Origin of the sequence: Buttiauxella massiliensis, assembly GCF_902500225.1 — a bacterium.
Lineage (GTDB): Bacteria > Pseudomonadota > Gammaproteobacteria > Enterobacterales > Enterobacteriaceae > Buttiauxella > Buttiauxella massiliensis.
Genome location: NZ_LR722648.1, coordinates 79,676 through 97,282 on the forward strand (window position 1 = coordinate 79,676; position 17,607 = coordinate 97,282).

The 17,607-nt window shown below is 48.4% G+C and carries 12 protein-coding genes and 1 tRNA gene; 2 read left to right on the top strand and 11 right to left on the bottom strand.

Going from position 1 to position 17,607, the window contains the following annotated elements:
* The first annotated feature begins 603 nt into the window (after positions 1 to 603).
* Positions 604 to 691, top strand: a tRNA-Ser gene (locus GC128_RS00430).
* A gap of 296 nt (positions 692 to 987) precedes the next feature.
* On the opposite strand, the gene GC128_RS00435 is transcribed toward GC128_RS00430, so the two are convergent.
* From GC128_RS00435 to GC128_RS00445, 3 genes are all read right to left on the bottom strand, one after another.
* Positions 988 to 4,098 carry an efflux RND transporter permease subunit gene (locus GC128_RS00435; protein WP_151992644.1) on the bottom strand — a complete coding sequence of 1,037 codons (3,111 nt, stop codon included), beginning with the start codon at positions 4,096 to 4,098 and terminating at the stop codon, positions 988 to 990.
* Positions 4,099 to 4,108: 10 nt separating this feature from the next.
* Positions 4,109 to 5,263, bottom strand: coding sequence for an efflux RND transporter periplasmic adaptor subunit (locus GC128_RS00440; protein WP_151992645.1), 1,155 nt, complete (start codon positions 5,261 to 5,263; stop codon positions 4,109 to 4,111).
* Between the two features lie 80 nt (positions 5,264 to 5,343).
* Entirely contained in the window at positions 5,344 to 8,454 is a 3,111-nt protein-coding gene (locus tag GC128_RS00445) for an efflux RND transporter permease subunit (RefSeq protein ID WP_151992646.1), read from the bottom strand.
* A gap of 251 nt (positions 8,455 to 8,705) precedes the next feature.
* Here GC128_RS00445 and envR point away from each other — a divergent pair, with 251 nt between their 5' ends.
* Complete coding sequence (gene envR / locus GC128_RS00450) at positions 8,706 to 9,323, top strand: acrEF/envCD operon transcriptional regulator (RefSeq protein WP_151992647.1); 618 nt, start codon at positions 8,706 to 8,708, stop codon at positions 9,321 to 9,323.
* Positions 9,324 to 9,360: 37 nt separating this feature from the next.
* On the opposite strand, the gene chbG is transcribed toward envR, so the two are convergent.
* The 8 genes from chbG to efeB all read right to left on the bottom strand — a co-directional run bounded on the left by chbG (position 9,361) and on the right by efeB (position 17,602).
* Positions 9,361 to 10,122 (bottom strand): chitin disaccharide deacetylase, encoded by a 762-nt coding sequence (chbG, locus tag GC128_RS00455; RefSeq protein ID WP_151992648.1) that lies wholly within the window; start codon positions 10,120 to 10,122, stop codon positions 9,361 to 9,363.
* Positions 10,123 to 10,167: 45 nt separating this feature from the next.
* Positions 10,168 to 11,511, bottom strand: a complete 1,344-nt coding sequence (locus tag GC128_RS00460) for a 6-phospho-beta-glucosidase (protein ID WP_151992649.1) — start codon at positions 11,509 to 11,511, stop codon at positions 10,168 to 10,170.
* A gap of 121 nt (positions 11,512 to 11,632) precedes the next feature.
* On the bottom strand, positions 11,633 to 12,469 hold the full coding sequence (gene chbR / locus GC128_RS00465) for a transcriptional regulator ChbR (RefSeq protein ID WP_051880561.1): 837 nt from the start codon (positions 12,467 to 12,469) through the stop codon (positions 11,633 to 11,635).
* Between the two features lie 12 nt (positions 12,470 to 12,481).
* Entirely contained in the window at positions 12,482 to 12,829 is a 348-nt protein-coding gene (chbA, locus tag GC128_RS00470; protein ID WP_120066696.1) for a PTS N,N'-diacetylchitobiose transporter subunit IIA, read from the bottom strand.
* Between the two features lie 76 nt (positions 12,830 to 12,905).
* Entirely contained in the window at positions 12,906 to 14,264 is a 1,359-nt protein-coding gene (gene chbC / locus GC128_RS00475) for a PTS N,N'-diacetylchitobiose transporter subunit IIC (protein ID WP_120066697.1), read from the bottom strand.
* 86 nt (positions 14,265 to 14,350) lie between these two features.
* Positions 14,351 to 14,674, bottom strand: coding sequence for a PTS sugar transporter subunit IIB (locus GC128_RS00480; RefSeq protein WP_151992650.1), 324 nt, complete (start codon positions 14,672 to 14,674; stop codon positions 14,351 to 14,353).
* Positions 14,675 to 14,936: 262 nt separating this feature from the next.
* Positions 14,937 to 15,725, bottom strand: a complete 789-nt coding sequence (gene phoH, locus GC128_RS00485; protein ID WP_193216204.1) for a phosphate starvation-inducible protein PhoH — start codon at positions 15,723 to 15,725, stop codon at positions 14,937 to 14,939.
* 593 nt (positions 15,726 to 16,318) lie between these two features.
* Positions 16,319 to 17,602 (bottom strand): iron uptake transporter deferrochelatase/peroxidase subunit, encoded by a 1,284-nt coding sequence (efeB, locus tag GC128_RS00490; protein WP_151992652.1) that lies wholly within the window; start codon positions 17,600 to 17,602, stop codon positions 16,319 to 16,321.
* Positions 17,603 to 17,607 lie beyond the last annotated feature (5 nt).

Consider the following 17,607-nt stretch of genomic DNA (forward strand, 5'->3'; position numbering starts at 1 on the left):
GGACGTCAGGGGCGCTTGCGACCATGACGCCCGTAGGGTGAGCGCAGCGAATCAGCCCCTCTCTCACCGCCATCTTTAAAGAAGAGCTCGCATGCAAATGCGGGCTTTTTTTTCGCCCGAAACCCGTTGAGAGATGGGTGAGAACCCTCGACCCGAGGTTCGACAAATGCTTTAGCATTTGGACGTCAGGGGCGCTTGCGACCATGACGCCCGTAGGGTGAGCGCAGCGAATCAGCCCCTCTCTCACCGCCATCTTTAAAGAAGAGCTCGCATGCAAATGCGGGCTTTTTTTTCGCCCGAAACCCGTGGAGAGATGGGTGAGAACCCTCGATCCGAGGTTCGACAAATGCTTTAGCATTTGGACGTCAGGGGCGCTCGCGACCGTGACGCCCGTAGGGTGAGCGTAGCGAATCAGCCCCTCTCTCACCGCCATATTCCAAGAGAAAGTCTGAATTCGCGTTCAGACTTTTTTTTGCCTAAAATCCGGCATCGTTCATGCCTTGACCAAACGGTATAGAAACAGAAGATTAAACTTGACCGAATGCGGTCTACTCCCTATAGTAGCGCCCCGTTGCCCCGTGATATTGGCAACTGATTCAAAACGGTGAGGTGTCCGAGTGGCTGAAGGAGCACGCCTGGAAAGTGTGTATACGGCAACGTATCGAGGGTTCGAACCCCTCTCTCACCGCCATATTTAAAGAAGAGCTCGCATGCAAATGCGGGCTTTTTTTTCGCCCGAAACCCGTGGAGAGATGGGTGAGAATCCTCGACCCGAGGTTCGACAAATGCGCCAGCATTTGGACGTCAGGGACGCTTGCGGCCATGACGTCCAAATGCTGGCGCAGCGCAGTCAGCCCCTCTCTCACCGCCATACTCCAAGAGAAAGTCTGAATTCGCGTTCAGACTTTTTTTTCGTCCTTAATTTGTCATCTGATACCGCTTTGTCCATAAAAAAACCCGAACCTTAGTTCGGGCTTGTCAGTGCTGTTATGCCTTACCTTTGCTAAACCGTTTTCGTATCACCACAAAGAACACCGGCACAAAGAAGATGGCGAGCAAGGTTGCCGAGAGCATTCCGCCCATTACCCCTGTCCCCACTGCATTCTGCGCCCCGCTACCTGCACCGCTGCTTAATACCAGTGGCATCACCCCCAGAATAAATGCCAGTGATGTCATCAGGATAGGTCGCAGACGCATCCGTACTGCCTCAAGCGTGGCCTCTATTATCTCTTTGCCTTCCTTTTCCATCAGGTCCTTAGCAAATTCGACGATTAGAATTGCATTCTTCGCCGACAGACCAATAGTGGTCAACAATCCGACCTGGAAATAAACGTCGTTATTCATTCCCCGCATTACCGCCGCCAGAAGTGCGCCAACCACGCCTAATGGCACAACCAGCATGACCGAGAATGGTATCGACCAGCTTTCATAGAGTGCAGCCAAACAAAGGAACACGACCACTAACGAGATGGCATAGAGTGCAGGAGCCTGGTTTCCAGAAAGCCTTTCCTGATATGACATTCCCGTCCAGTCATAGCCTATTCCAGCGGGTAACTTTGAAGCCAATTGCTCCATTAACACCATGGCCTCTCCGGTGCTTTTACCCGGTGCAGCTTCGCCCAATAGTTCCATCGATGGCAAACCGTTATATCGCTCAAGACGCGGCGATCCATACATCCAGTGCGATGACGAAAATGCCGAAAGTGGAGCCATTTGACCAGAGCTACCACGGACATAGAGATTATTAATATCCTGCGGCAACATGCGGAAGCGGGCATCAGCTTGCACATAAACCTTCTTCACGCGGCCGTGATCGATAAAATCGTTCACGTAAGTACCACCCAGTGCACTGGCTATGGTTTGATTAATATCCGCAAGGCTAATGCCAAGGGCTTGCGCCTTTTCCTGGTCAATTTCCAGCTTGTACTGTGGGGTGTCTTCAAGCCCATTAGGGCGAACTCGCGTCAATATATCGGGATATTTGGAGATCATCGCCAATAATTGATTACGTGACTGCGTTAATTGCTGATGGCCAAGGTTTGCCTGGTCAATCAGTTCAAAGTCAAAACCCGTCGCCGTACCTAATTCGATAATCGCCGGTAAGTTAAACGGGAACACCAGTCCATCATGAATCCGACCAAATGCTTTGGTCGCGCGTTCAACAATCGCACCGACCGCATTCTCTTTTCCAGACCGTTCCTCCCAGGGTTTCAGGCTAATAAAGGCAATCCCGGAGTTTTGCCCCTGCCCGCTGTAGCTAAAACCATTCACCGTAAACACGGATTCGACGTTGGCTTTTTCGGTATTCAGGTAGTAATCGGTGATTTGATCGAGCACTTTTTGTGTTCTTTCCTGCGTCGCACCAGCGGGCAGCTGCACCATCGTCATAAACACACCCTGATCTTCTTCGGGCAGGAATGCGGTAGGTAAACGCAGGAATAGCACCGCCATTCCTGCAACAATAATCACATACACCAGTAAATAACGCCCGGTGCTGCGTAAAATGTTACTGACACTATCTGTGTAGTGATGAGCACTTTGGTTGAATTTCTTGTTAAACCAGCCAAAGAAGCCCGTTTTTTCATGCGCCTGCGGGTCAACTGGTTTTAGCAAAGTCGCGCAGAGTGCTGGTGTCAGGATCAAAGCAACCAACACCGAAAGCGCCATTGCCGAAACGATAGTAATCGAGAACTGGCGATAAATAGCTCCGGTCGAGCCACCGAAAAAGGCCATCGGAATAAACACCGCCGACAGCACCATAGCGATACCGACTAACGCCCCCTGGATCTGGCTCATCGATTTCTTGGTGGCTTCTTTCGGTGAGAGATGCTCTTCGACCATCACGCGCTCAACGTTTTCCACCACCACGATCGCATCATCAACCAGCAGGCCTATCGCTAACACCATGCCAAACATCGTCAGGGTGTTTATCGAGTAGCCAAAGGCGGATAGGACGGCAAATGTCCCCAGTAATACGACCGGCACCGCGATAGTCGGTATCAGCGTGGCGCGCAAATTTTGCAAGAAGAGATACATTACCAGGAACACCAGGATGATCGCTTCGAACAATGTTTTCACCACCTCATGAATGGATATTTTCACAAACGGCGTGGTGTCATAGGGATAAACAACCGTCATCCCTTGGGGGAAGTAAGGTTGCAGCGAGGCCAGCTTTGACTTGATAGCAGCAGCGGTATCCAGCGCATTCGCCCCCGTCGCAAGCTTAATTCCCAGGCCTGCCGCAGCCTGGCCATTAATTTTCGCAACCGTATTGTAGTTTTCACCACCCAGCTCAATGCGTGCCACGTCGCTTAAATGAACGACTGAACCATCCGGGTTCACTTTCATGGTTACTTTGCCGAACTCAACCGGATCACGTAAGCGTGTCTGCGCAATAATCGATGCGTTAAGCTGCTGATTTTTAACCGCAGGTGTGCCACCGAGTTGCCCGGCAGCCACCTGGTCATTCTGCAATTTAAGCTGATTGACTACATCGCCCGGATTAAGCTGGTATTTGTTCAGCGCATTCGCATTAAGCCAAATACGCATCGCGTACTGAGCGCCAAATAGCTGCACATCCCCCACCCCGTTGGTTCGGCTGATAGCATCTTTAATATTTGATGCCACATAGTCGGAAATATCATCCTGTGTCAGGCTTGGGTTATTAGAGATAAAACCGGCGACCAGCAAGAAGCTGCTCGAGGATTTTTCGACACTAATCCCCTGCTGTTGTACTTCCTGTGGCAACAGTGGCATCGCCAGTTGCAGCTTATTCTGTACCTGAACCTGGGCAATGTCCGGGCTGGTGTCTGATTTGAAGGTCAAGGTAATAGTCACGCCGCCCGCAGAATCACTGGTGGAGGACATATACATCAGGTTATCGATACCGTTCATATTTTGTTCGATAACCTGCGTCACGGTATCCTGCACCGTCTGGGCATCAGCACCAGGATAGGTTGCCGTCACCGCAACAGCCGGTGGCGCAATCGTTGGATACTGTGCGACGGGAAGCTGTAAAATTGCCAAGCCACCAGCAATCATCAAAATGATCGCCAGCACCCAGGCAAAAATTGGTCGTTCGATAAAAAACTTAGCCATTGTGCAGACCTTAGCGTGTTTGAGTGGCAGCGCTATCTGGCACTATCTGAACAGCAACCCCAGGACGCACGCGCTGAAGCCCACTGACGATGATTTTATCGCCAGGCTTCACACCTTTGGTTACCAGCCATTTATCGCCAATCGCCTGAGGGGCCACCACTTCGCGGACGGCCGCTTTATTATTCTGGTCGACCACCATCACGGTGGCGTCACCACGCGGATTGCGCGTCACCCCCTGTTGCGGCACTAAAATCGCTTCGGGCTGAATGCCTTCATCGATTTTTGCCCGCACATACATACCTGGCAGCAATTGATGCTGTGGATTGGGGAATACGGCTCGCAAGGTAATGGAGCCGGTCGTTTGATCAACAGTGACATCGGAGAACTCCAGATCGCCATTTAGCGGATAGGGTTGGCCATCCTCCATAAGCAATTGCACCGTAGTTTTACCGTTTGCTTTTTGCAAACTGCCCTTTTCCACAGCTTGTTTCAGTTGCATAAAGTCAGTGCTGGATTGCGTGACATCAACGTAGATTGGGTCAAGCTGTTGAACGGTAGCCAGCGACGAGGCCTGCCCGTTTGTCACTAATGCCCCTTCGGTGACATTCGATTTTCCAATACGCCCATTGATTGGCGAGGTGACTTTGGTATAAGCGAGGTTAATTCGCGCATTTTCCACTTCAGCCTGCGCAGCTTTCACTTCTGCATCAGCCTGTTGTGCGTTCGCGACTGCCTGATCGTATTCCTGCTTGCTGATGTAATTGGTACCGAGCAATGGCACATAACGTTTCACTGTTAAATGTGCAATGTTTGCAGCAGCTTTAGCCTTTGCGAGTGCGCCTTGTGCGCTATTCCAGGCGGCCTGATACGTGGCCGAGTCAATTTGATAGAGTGAATTTCCAGCAACGATATCGCTGCCTTCAATAAAGTTACGTTTCAGGATAATGCCGCTCACCTGCGGGCGAACTTCCGCCACACGAAAGGCATCTGTACGCCCTGGAAGTTCAGTCGTCACAGCCAGTGGCGCCGCTTTAACGGTAAACACATTGACCTGCGGCGTCGGCATTGCTGCCTTCTCGTCGCCTTTATCATTACAACCCGTTAAGGCACCCGTCGCTAACAACAGCATGGATGACAGGATGATGAACTCGCCATATTTCTTCATTACGATTCCTTAAAGCATGACTCTTAAAGTAAAAACCGAACGTCGATGGGGAAATGAAACCCACCGGCAACGTATTCCTGTTATTTCGCCTTACCAAAGCGGCGGCTAATCACGACAAAAAATACCGGGACAAAAAAGACCGCCAGCAGCGTTGCGGAAATCATCCCGCCCATAACGCCTGTACCGACGGCATTCTGCGCACCACTCCCCGCCCCACGGCTAATCACCAGAGGCATAACACCGAGAATAAATGCCAGCGAAGTCATGAGAATTGGGCGCAGACGCATACGCACCGCGTCGAGCGTGGCTTCAATTAATCCTTTACCTTCTTTATCAATAAGATCTTTGGCGAACTCGACTATCAGAATGGCGTTTTTGGCCGACAGTCCAATGGTGGTCAACAACCCAACCTGGAAATAAACGTCGTTATTTAATCCGCGCAGCGTGGCGGCAAGCAGTGCACCGATGACGCCAAGTGGTACCACCAACATGACTGAGAACGGAATTGACCAACTTTCATAGAGTGCCGCCAGGCATAAGAAGACAACCAGCAACGAGATGGCGTACAGAGCCGGGGCCTGATTACCGGATAAACGTTCCTGGTAAGACATGCCGGTCCAGTCAAAACCAATACCCGCGGGTAATTTCTCGGCCAGACTTTCCATCAGCAACATAGCTTCACCGGTACTTTTACCCGGAGTCGCTTCACCAAGGATCTCCATAGAAGGCAGACCGTTGTAGCGTTCAAGTCGTGGTGAACCATAGATCCAGTGTGAACTGGCAAAAGCGGAAAACGGCACCATTTGCCCACTGCTTCCGCGCACATACCAGGTATTGATATCGCTCGGCAGCATACGGTTCGATGCCCGCCCCTGAAGGTAAACTTTTTTCACACGTCCGTGGTCGATGAAGTCATTGACGTAAGTGCTACCCAATCCAGTGGCAATAGTCTGATTAATATCGGAAATGCTAACGCCCAGCGACTGTGCCTTTTCCTGATCAACGACCAACTTAAATTGCGGCGTGTCTTCCAGCCCATTCGGGCGCACGCGCACCAGCAAATCCGGACGTTTGGAAATCATGCCTAAAAGTTGGTTTCGCGCTTGCGTCAACGCCTTATGGCCCTGACTTGCCTGATCGATTAATTCAAAGTCAAAACCTGTGGCAGTGCCCAGCTCCGTAATTGCGGGCAGATTAAAAGCGAATACCATTCCCTCGTGAATTCGGCTAAAAGCGCGGGTTGCGCGACCCACGATAGCCGTCACTTCATTCTCTTTGCCAGGGCGTTTACTCCAGTCTTTCAAACGCACAAAAGCCAGGCCGTTGTTCTGGCCTTTGCCGCTGAAACTAAAGCCATTAACGGTGAAGACTGAATCAACATTGGCGGATTCATGAGTCAGGTAGTAATCGGTTATCTGATCCATGATTTTCTCAGTTCTGGCCTGCGTCGCCCCTGCGGGCAAAGTCACCATAGTGAGGAAAACGCCCTGGTCTTCTTCGGGCAAAAATGAGGTAGGTAAATGAAGGAAGAGTGCTGCCATGCCCGCAACAATCAAGACATAAACCACCATATAGCGCCCGGTAGAACGTAAAATCAGCCTTATGCTATTGGTGTAATGGTGGGTACTTTGCTCAAAACGAGCATTAAACCAACCGAATAGGCCATGGGTTCTACCATGGCTGCCTTTGACGACCGGCTTGAGCAAAGTGGCACAAAGCGCAGGGGTGAGGATCAACGCAACCAACACCGACAGGGCCATTGCCGAAACAATGGTTATCGAGAACTGGCGATAAATAACCCCAGTTGAACCACCGAAAAAGGCCATCGGAATAAACACCGCCGAGAGCACCATCGCGATCCCTACCAGCGCCCCTTGTATCTGCGACATTGATTTTTGGGTTGCTTCTTTAGGGGACAGTCCCTCTTCAGCCATCACGCGTTCAACGTTTTCCACCACCACAATGGCATCGTCCACCAGCAAGCCTATCGCCAGCACCATGCCAAACATCGTTAATGTATTAATGGAGTAACCGAACGCCGCGAGCACAGCAAAAGTGCCGAGCAACACAACCGGTACGGCAATGGTAGGAATCAGTGTTGCGCGGAAGTTCTGTAAAAATAGATACATCACCAGGAAGACCAGAATGATGGCTTCAACCAGGGTTTTAAATACTTCGCGAATGGAGATTTTGATAAATGGCGTGGTGTCGTAGGTGTACACCACTTTCAAGGAGTGCGGGAAAAAGGGTTGCAGGCGGGCCATTTGTGCCTGAACAGCTTTGGCGGTATCCAGCGCGTTAGCACCCGTCGCTAATTTGATCCCGATACCCGCAGCTGGTTTTCCGTTGTAGCGGGCGATAACGTTGTAATTTTCGCCGCCCAGTTCAATGCGAGCGACATCACGTAACTGAACTTTGGAGCCGTCTGCCTTCACCTTGAGCTGAAGGTGCCCGAACTGTTCGGGGTCACGCAAGCGAGTCTGCGCAATAATAGAAGCATTCAGCCGCTGGCCAGGAATGGCTGGCGTGCCACCCAGTTGCCCAGCTGCCACCTGTGCATTCTGGGTTTTTATCTGGTTAATCACATCAAGCGTGGTGAGTTGGTATCTATTTAGCTCATTAGGATCAAGCCAGATACGCATTGCATATTGTGCCCCGAAAAGCTGCACATCTCCCACCCCCGCAGTGCGGCTAATCGGGTCTTTAATATTCGAAGAAATATAGTCAGCGATGTCGTCCTGACTCATGCTGCCATCTTCCGAGATAAAACCGGCAACCATCAGGAAACTGCTGGAGGACTTCTTCACACTGATTCCTTGCTGCTGCACTTCTTGCGGCAGTAAAGGCATGGCGAGCTGAAGTTTATTCTGTACCTGAACCTGCGCGATATCTGGATCGGTGCCTGACTTGAAGGTAAGCGTCACCGTCACACTACCCGAGGCATCGCTGGTAGAAGACATGTACATCAGGTTATCCAGACCATTCATGTTCTGCTCGATAACCTGGGTCACGGTATCCTGAACAGTACTGGCATCGGCTCCAGGGTAGGTTGCGTTAATGGCAACCGCAGGTGGAGCGATTGTCGGGTACTGCGCCACTGGCAAATTAATGATCGACAGGACACCCGCCAGCATCAAAATGATCGCCAGCACCCAGGCAAATATGGGGCGCTCGATAAAAAACTTCGCCATGTGAAAAGTTCTCTGTTTAAAGTCTAATTTTGTAATGGATATAGAGAGAATTAGCTTAACAGAGGCTTTATCGATTAATGATTCATGCTTGTATGTATAATCTTCTATATCGCTACTGGACAACGAAAAATTTAAAGCCCACAATAATTCCTCATTTAATTAAAAAACCGTTTTTAAATAAAACCTAAAAGAAAAATAATATTTAAACCTGTTAATTCTTGTAACTAAAATCCACAAAGAGTTAATTAACCATGGCAAGAAAAACCAAAGCTGAGGCATTAAAAACGCGTCAGCATCTGATCGATGTCGCAATCACGCTTTTTGCTAAAAATGGCGTATCTACTACCACTCTTGCTGACATTGCCGATGCGGCGGGCATGACTCGAGGTGCGATTTACTGGCATTTCGATAGTAAGGTCTCGTTATTTAATGAAATCTGGAACGCTCAACCTTATATCGGTGAAGAGATAAGAAAGAAACTTAAAGCGAAATATCACGATAACGATTTAATACTGCTTCGTGAAAGGATTATTGAGGCCTTAAGATTCATTGCTACCGATCGTTGCCAGCACGAATTACTACAAATTCTTTATCATACGTGTGAATTTACTGGGGACATGTATTCAGAGAGGGAGATAAGAGAGCGTTTTTGGTTTAACCGGGAAAGAATGAGGAAGATATTACGCAATTGTATTTCGAAAGGTCAAATTCCTGTTAATACTAATATCGATCTCACTATAACGCTTATTCATGGCTATCTGAGTGGGATCATTAAAAACTGGCTAATGCAGCCGGAGAATCTTAATCTTTATGAGCAAGCACCTGATGTGGTCGACAGTCTTCTCATCATGCTGACAAAATCGGTCTGACAAAAAGGGCAATGGTTTGAACCATTGCCCCTGGAGACTACAAATCTTTAAACGAACCCAACCGATAACCACGTTCTGCAATCGCATATTTTAACGACGGTGAGGTCAATACATCCAGTTCAGCAAGACGTGGATAGCAATACTTGCTGTTAAGAATGGTGTTATCAATAAAGGAAGGGTGACTCATTATTTCTAACGATTGCTCACCACGCGCCATGGAACGGTCAAGTGTATCGAGGAATAACGTTTCCGATATCGCCTCACCATAAAAACCACTATCAAAACCTTCCGCTGTTTTTACGCCCAGGCACTCAAGCCCGCCAGGTATTGCAGCATCGTAATCAAAGCGGATTGCCACGCCCTGCTCTTTCGCAAAGACTTCAACTATCGGATAGATCTGCGGGATCATATGCACATGGTGATGGCTGTCGAGATGCGTAGGTTTGCGGCCAAATAATTCGACGAATCTCGCGAACTGACATGCCAACTCTTGCTCAATTTCCGCAAGTGGCAGAGTGTCTTCTTCCGCTCGCTGCCAAATCCATTTACCCAGCTCGCCCTTTTCATCAACCAGGCCTGGCATAGCAGACAATGGTCGACCCAACGTCAGTACAAAATGCATCCCAATAGCCAGACCTGGATGTTTTGCACTGAGTGCAACAGCATGCTCAATGCCTGCGGCGTTAACCATCGCGGTGGTAGACGTCACTACACCGTTGGTGAATGCGTCGATAATTCCGTAATTTTGCGCCTTACACAGCCCAAAATCGTCCGCGTTAACAATTAATAACTTATCCATTGTCGCCTCGGTAAGCTGCCTTCCCTTTATAGGGAAGGCTTCCAGTTATTTAAGTGCAGCAATCGCCTGCGCAAAGTTTGGCAAATTCGCTTCGTGAGCTAACAGCATATCGCGGGCAATTTTCTCGGCATCTTTATCAGAATGAATCAGCGGGCTTAGATTTAACGCCAGCAGAACATCATTAAAGTTTCCGCTAAGCGCCGCTTCACTGGCCGCCACTTCGAAACCTTTGATGGTGTAAATCAGGCCCAGCACTTTTTCATCAAAATGAGTGATGCGTGAGCTTGGTGTTGCGCCATCACGGCCGATGGTACAGGTCATTTCAACCGCCCAGTCAGCAGGAATATTATCAACATGCCCATGGTGTGGCACGTTAACGTAATGCTCGCTTTGCTTGTCGTTATAGATATCGCTGATAACTTCACAAGCCGCATCAGAGTAGTAAGCCCCGCCACGCAGTTCCAACTCTTTTGGTTTCACATTCAAAGCAGGGTCTTTGTACAGCTCGAAGAGCTGCTTCTCGACCTTCTGCACCACTGTTGCGCGCGCGCCGCCTTTGTAGAACTCGCCCATTTCGATAGCCAGCATCTCTTTTTGCTTGAAGTAATAAAGCAAGTAAGAGCACGGCAGCAGGCGCAGAGAACGAATCAGACCTTCACTGAATGGCAGATCAAAGATGTTTTTCACTGAACCTGCGGTTAGCGTACCGGATGCCACGCCATCAAGCAGTTCGTCAAAGCGAGAAGTGCCGTTAACGATGACATCTTTGATGAAGACCATGTGGTTCAGACCGAACAAATCGATATTCAACTCATCTGTTGGTGCGAGTTTCAATACATCTTTAATGAACATTTTCATGCCCACTGGAATGTTGCAAACACCGATGAATTTTTTGAAGTCAGTGTGGCGATAAACCGCTTCGGTTACCATACCGGCCGGGTTAGTGAAGTTGATAACCCAGGCGTCCGGGCAGATCTCTTTCACATCATTAATGATGTCGAAAATCACCGGAATAGTACGCAGGCCTTTAAACAAACCACCCGCACCGTTAGTTTCCTGGCCCAAATAGCCGTAGCTTAGTGGGATACGCTCATCAAGTTCACGGGCTTTAAGTTGCCCAACACGCAATTGCGTAGTAACAAAATCGGCATCAACCAAGGCTTCGCGGCGATCAAGGGTTTTATACAGTGCAATTGGCACTGCCGCGCGTTCAATCATACGCAAGCAGAGATCGAAGATAATATCTTGTTTCTCTTTACCCGCCTCAACATCAACCAGCCATAATTCAGTAATCGGCAATTCTTCGTAACGTTTAATAAAACCTTCGAGTAATTCAGGGGTATAGCTGCTACCACCACCGATTGTGACGACTTTCAATTTTTTACTCATGAGGACTCCGCTAGAACTTTCGCTCGATATAAGTGAGATCTATAGATGTATTATTGAAGGTTATATCCAGTAATTAATTTTACTGGAGCCAAAGACCAACCATCATTAATACATTTACAAGTTATTTAATGCTATATAACTGCTTCCGATAATGCTGTGGTGTAAATGATGTCAACTTTTTAAAGTTTTTAATAAACATACTGGCACTACTGTAACCTGATTCAAAAGCAATATCGGTAACAGAATAGTTCGTGATCTCCAGTTGTTTCTTGGCAAAATTAATTCTTATCTCATTGATAATTTGCATCGGTGTTTTGCCATAGTGGCGCTGTGTAGCACGGGTTAAGTACTCCTGTGACTTACCGGACAACTCCACCATATTCACTAATGCTTTATCACCAAACATCGACTTGCCATGCATCAACTCGACGGTATTTTTTAGCCAACCAGGAATATCACCACCTGACTCAGATTCTTTATGATGACGCAGGCGGTTCACAATATAAAACGTCACCATTTCAAGAAACTCACTAAACTCGCCCTGACGGAAGTTTAATGAAGCAGTCACAGATTCAATATAAGTCAAAAATTCATTCTTAATTTGATAAACCTGTGACGCAATAAAATATGCTGGGAATAACGGTAAATAATGCTGTTCGAAAAAAGCCTTGCTAATCCCAACATTCAAAATTCGGGTCGCACCAAAATCATAAAAACTTTGATGATAAGAGCCGAGTGGAATGAAAACAAAACTCCCTCTCTCCAGCAGCACACGTTTACCGTTGATTTCTTGGTAATAACGTCCCGTCAATACCACCGTGAATTCGTAATAATCATGCTGGTGCAGCCCGGAGACACTTTCGACTTTGTTGTGGATGAACATGTGGAAATGTTGACCATCAAAAAGCTGGCTCTCGCGTGCCGTGTTGATTTCCATACTGATTACCGGTGGCTGCATAGGGACTCCAACTTATTTTATTTTTTCGTGAAGCTCAATAAGTTCTGTCACCAGTTCGCGCGCCAGCATAGACGTCATCAGGTGATCTTGCGCGTGAACCAGCACCAGGCTGACTTTGGTTTTGCCTTCGCCCTGGTCGCCTTCAATCAGTTTGGTTTGTACCAGGTGGGCTTCATTCAGTGCTTCGCGGGACTGAGCCATCAGTTCCCAGGCTTTTTCGAAATCGCCAGTTTTAGCGATTTTCAGTGCGCCGTATGCCAGGCTGCGCGCCTGACCAGAATTGATGATTAAACCCATCACCACTTCTTCAAGATCGTTGGTATCGACTTCGTTATCGACCGCATTTTCTAAATCAAACATCAAATTCTCTCCCGGTACATTTAAAGTGGTTGGGGACAGGGGGCCATCCCCAACCAAAGTTACTTATAATTGAAGATTAGAATTTCAGTGCGTTAGCAATATCTTCTTCGCTTTCTTCTTCTTCGATGACAGCCTGCGCTTTGTTAGACAGGATGACGAACGGTATGTAGACACAGGTCGCGACACCCAGGTTGAACAGCGCGACTAACAGAGCAGCGATACTACCGTTACTGTTAAAGAAGGCGCCCAGACCGGTTGGCATTGTCCACGGTGCAAGGTTGGTAACCGGCGGGATAATACCCATCGAATACGCCGCAAGAGTGATAGCCGCCAGAATCGGCTGTACCAGTACGAACGGGATAAACATAACCGGGTTCATGATGATTGGCAGACCGAACAGGATAGGTTCGTTAATCTGGAAGATGCCTGAAGGCAGTGCCAGTTTCGCCACCTGACGGTGATCTGCACGACGTGAAACCATGAAGATTGCGATAATCAAGCCAAGCGTCGCACCAGAACCACCCAACAGGATGTAGGAGTCGAGCATTGGTTTAGCCCAGAAGTGGAACTGTTTACCCGCGTCAATTGCCGCCTGAACAGAACCATACTGGTTATAGAGTGCGATGTTTTCCAGCGCCCATGGCGTCATGATGCCGTTATCCAGCGCGGTCAGCGCCAGTGAACCATGCACACCGAAGAACCACAGTAAGGAGTTAAAGATAACGTACGCCCAACCTACTACGGCACCCATTGACGCCAGCGGCGTTGAAATGGAATCCATAATAATCTGGTGGAAGTTGCTACCGTGGTTTGCCAGCAGCCAGGAAATAATCCCGAAGATAGACAGGATAATAAAGCCTGGAATTAATGCAGAGAATGAACGTGATACCGAAGTCGGCACGCTATCTGGCAAAGTAATAACCCAATTGCGACGAATAACAAATGTAAATAATTCCGCCACTACCAGGCCAATAACAATACCGGAAATAATATTCTGACCACCTAACCAGTTCGCGCCGACAGCATAAGCTTCGCCAACACTATATGGAGTCACAGTCATGAATGCCGCAACGGATAATAAACCGGCAGCCAATGGATCAACTTTCCGTTCTTCAGCCAGCGCCATGCCAATGAAAAAAGGCGCCATTAGCGACATAATACCTAACGTACCGTTATATACGTTGCCGCCAATGGCTTTAAACCCATTAAGGGTTGCAATGGTTGAGGGGTCTAAACGAATACCTAAAGAATAGAAAAATGAACCTGTATCAAAACTCAGAAAAACGTTATTGATTAAAACAAACATTGCCCCAGCGAGGGTCAATGGCATTAATTTGATGAAGCCGTTTTTAATTGCGTTGACGTGCGGTTGCTTCCCAATTTTCACTGCGAAAGGAAGCAATATCTTTTCAAGTGAATCAATGACTTTACTCATTTGGAATTTCCTTTATTGCCGCAAGAGTCTTGCGGCCAGGTTGTGTAAGGTCGTTCTTTGACGGAAAAATAAAACAAAATAAAAAGTTAACTATTTGCTGCTGCTTTCTTGATCGATGCGACTGCTGCTTTCAGCACGCCTAATCCATCAATTTTGCCGTACATTGCCGAGTCAATAACTTCGACTGGTTTGCCCGGTAATACTTTTTGAATTTCTGGAAGCATGTACGCAATTTGTGGCCCGAGTAATACCAGATCCGCATCCTTGCCTTTTTCAGCAGCCAGAGTTTCAGGCCAGGCTTCGATAATTACAGGCACTTCATACTTCTCTGCCTGCGCCTTCATTTTTGATACCAGCAATGAGGTGGACATCCCGGCAGAACAAAATAGGTAGATACGTCTTTTGGTCATAATAAATTCCTCACGTTGCAATAGCCTGCATGTCTGAAATCAGCACAACCCACGCCTGCAAAAGGGACTGATTGGAAAGTTCTGATTGTTTCTTGTTGAGAGAAGTATACGGCAACACGTCGGCGGGGAATAATATTATGGAGCCCAAAATTGTCTCTCCTTGACCATCCGTTTTGATACCCTTCACATTTTGGGTAAATAATTCGCGCAAAGAAAAAAGCCCAAACAGAGTTTGGGCTTTACAATTCTTTCACACCAGAAATCAGTCGTAGGCATTCAATGCGCGCTGGCAAAGGGCCGAGCGCACACAATCTTGTTTGCCAAAGCGGACCACACCTACCATTTCATCTTCTTCAAAACGTTCCAGAGCATCACTCAGGCCGGACTTAACACCCCGCGGCAAATCGCATTGCGTGATATCGCCATTGACGATGACCGTCACATTTTCCCCAAGGCGCGTTAAGAACATTTTCATTTGCGCTGCGGTGACATTCTGCGCCTCATCAAGAATAACCACCGCATTTTCGAAGGTACGTCCGCGCATATAAGCGAACGGCGCAATCTCTACTTTGCCAATTTCGGGACGCAGACAGTACTGCATAAAAGACGACCCTAAACGTCGCACCAGGATGTCATACACCGGGCGGAAATAAGGAGCGAATTTTTCCGAAATATCCCCAGGTAAGAAGCCGAGATCTTCGTCAGCTTGCAGGACCGGGCGGGTGACAATTATCCTGTCGACATCCTTATGTATCAGGGCCTCAGCGGCTTTCGCCGCACTGATATACGTTTTGCCGCACCCGGCTTCACCGGTGGCGAATATCAGATGCTTTTTCTCGATGGCGTTAAGATAGTGCTCCTGAGCCTCATTTCGCGCCGCTATCGGTGAGTTATCACGGCAATCTCTTGCCATACCGATAGATTCAACGCCGCTCATCTGCACAAGCGTTGTGACCGATTCCTCTTCGCGTTGTTTGTGGCTACGCGAATCCCGTCTCAGCACACGTTTTGCTTCACGACGAGCTTTGATCACTGCTTTCTGTCTTCCCATGGATGGCACCTTACAGTTGGTTTCATTTCCCGCGCCACAACACAGTGCGCGATTATGTTCACTAACGGATGAGGTTTGGCTTCCTTTTAAGCCATGAACTGCCGGTTGAGAGGATGCACCAGTTAGACGAATTACGCCGCTTAGCGCATCGTTAATACATTGAGTTGTAAAAGGATCAGGTTTTTTAGCGGTGAAGATAGCGAAGCCGGAGGAGACACCTCCGCGCTGGGTAGTGCGGGTAAGAAGTTTGCTCAATCGTCCAGTACAGGACCCTACCATTCGCGATCTCCATTGTGATTAAGATTCACAGCCGGGAACTACCGCTCGTGCTTTAATTACATCAAAAATTATCTAAATTGCAACTTTTATTTTACTTTAAATCAACATTCGCGTTTCGTCATGCGCTTATCAAATTTATGACATAAAAATATTACAGTTTTATATCAATGGGGTAGTCATAGATAAATTGAATGGATACCTGGCAGGCAAATTGTTAGCAAATGAAAAATTAGCAGGAGAAGAGAAAGTTAAGCATCCCCTTCTTATATAGAAGAAGGGGATGCTTAGGATGAAGTGATTTCGAGATTACAGAATCATGCTTCCAGAAGCCCTTGCCCTAAATAGTGCTGCTTATCCACAACACCCGGCAATACAAAGAAGTACCCACCGCCAATTGGCTTCACGTACTCCTCCAGCGCTTCGCCGTTAAGACGTTGCTGCACAGCCAAAAAACCCTTCTCAAGGTCATGCTGGAAGCAGACAAATAACAATCCCATATCCAGTTGCCCGGACTTTGATACACCCAATGAATAGCTGTAACCACGGCGCATCATCAGGTTGGACTGCGTCTCTTTAGTGCGCGGGTTCGCCAGACGAATATGAGCATCCAGCGCAATCACATTACCGTCTGGGTCTGCTGCATAGTCTGGTTCGTCGTGCTCATTCTTCATACCAAGCGGCGCACCACTGTGTTTATCGCGGCCAAAAATAGTCTGCTGCTCTTTTAGCGGCGTTCGGTCCCAGGACTCAACATGGAACTGAATAATACGCACGGCCTTATAGCTGCCGCCTACCGCCCATGCTGGCTCTTGCTGATCTGCCGTCACCCACACCACATCATTCATCAGCGGTTTGTCTTCGCTGTTAGGGTTCGCCGTACCGTCTTTGAACCCTAACAAATTGATAGGCGTCTCTTTGCCACGCGAACGCGCTGCGTGGTTGGAGATAAACCCTTCGCGCTTCCAACGCACACTTAGCAGATCCGGCGTGTGTTTGATGATATCTCGCAAGGCATGGATAACCGTATCCGCTGTATTCGCGCAAATCTGGATCAGCAAATCACCATGACACAAGCTGGCATCCAACGAATCATTAGCGAAGCGCTCCATCTTTTGCAGCTTTTTCGGCATCTGCCCTTTCAGCCCAAAGCGCTCATCAAACAACGATGTTCCCGCAGAGAGCGTGAAAGTCAGGTTATCCGGGTAAATCTGCGCACCAAGAATCCCTGAGTCCATCGGTGGCATCCGTGGATTAGGGGTATCCGGCGCAGGCCCACCCGTGGTGAGGAAATCGAAACGCGCAGACAGCAACTTGAATAAACGTTCAAGGTCAGCTTTATCACTGGCCAACACATCAAAGGCAACCAACATCATTGCCGCTTGCTGCGGCGTCAGTACACCAGCCTGATGCTCACCGTAAAACGGCTGTTTTTCCATGCGCGCATCTGGGGGTAATGTGCCAGGAGAAGTCTCTTGTTTCGCCGCATGAGCCACTGGGCATCCGCCCGCAACGGCAAGGGCGCCACCGAGCGCGCCCAAACCTTTCAGTAAGCGGCGGCGAGCCGGAATATGCCCGCCGTTTTTATTTTTATCTTCCATAAAAA

Excerpts from the sequence above, each read along its gene's own strand:
- GC128_RS00435 (WP_151992644.1), bottom strand. The coding sequence starts at position 4,098 with ATGGCTAAGTTTTTTATCGAACGACCAATTTTTGCCTGGGTGCTGGCG.
- GC128_RS00440 (WP_151992645.1), bottom strand. The coding sequence starts at position 5,263 with ATGAAGAAATATGGCGAGTTCATCATCCTGTCATCCATGCTGTTGTTA.
- GC128_RS00445 (WP_151992646.1), bottom strand. The coding sequence starts at position 8,454 with ATGGCGAAGTTTTTTATCGAGCGCCCCATATTTGCCTGGGTGCTGGCG.
- envR (WP_151992647.1), top strand. The coding sequence starts at position 8,706 with ATGGCAAGAAAAACCAAAGCTGAGGCATTAAAAACGCGTCAGCATCTG.
- chbG (WP_151992648.1), bottom strand. The coding sequence starts at position 10,122 with ATGGATAAGTTATTAATTGTTAACGCGGACGATTTTGGGCTGTGTAAG.
- GC128_RS00460 (WP_151992649.1), bottom strand. The coding sequence starts at position 11,511 with ATGAGTAAAAAATTGAAAGTCGTCACAATCGGTGGTGGTAGCAGCTAT.
- chbR (WP_051880561.1), bottom strand. The coding sequence starts at position 12,469 with ATGCAGCCACCGGTAATCAGTATGGAAATCAACACGGCACGCGAGAGC.
- chbA (WP_120066696.1), bottom strand. The coding sequence starts at position 12,829 with ATGTTTGATTTAGAAAATGCGGTCGATAACGAAGTCGATACCAACGAT.
- chbC (WP_120066697.1), bottom strand. The coding sequence starts at position 14,264 with ATGAGTAAAGTCATTGATTCACTTGAAAAGATATTGCTTCCTTTCGCA.
- GC128_RS00480 (WP_151992650.1), bottom strand. The coding sequence starts at position 14,674 with ATGACCAAAAGACGTATCTACCTATTTTGTTCTGCCGGGATGTCCACC.
- phoH (WP_193216204.1), bottom strand. The coding sequence starts at position 15,725 with ATGGGAAGACAGAAAGCAGTGATCAAAGCTCGTCGTGAAGCAAAACGT.
- efeB (WP_151992652.1), bottom strand. The coding sequence starts at position 17,602 with ATGGAAGATAAAAATAAAAACGGCGGGCATATTCCGGCTCGCCGCCGC.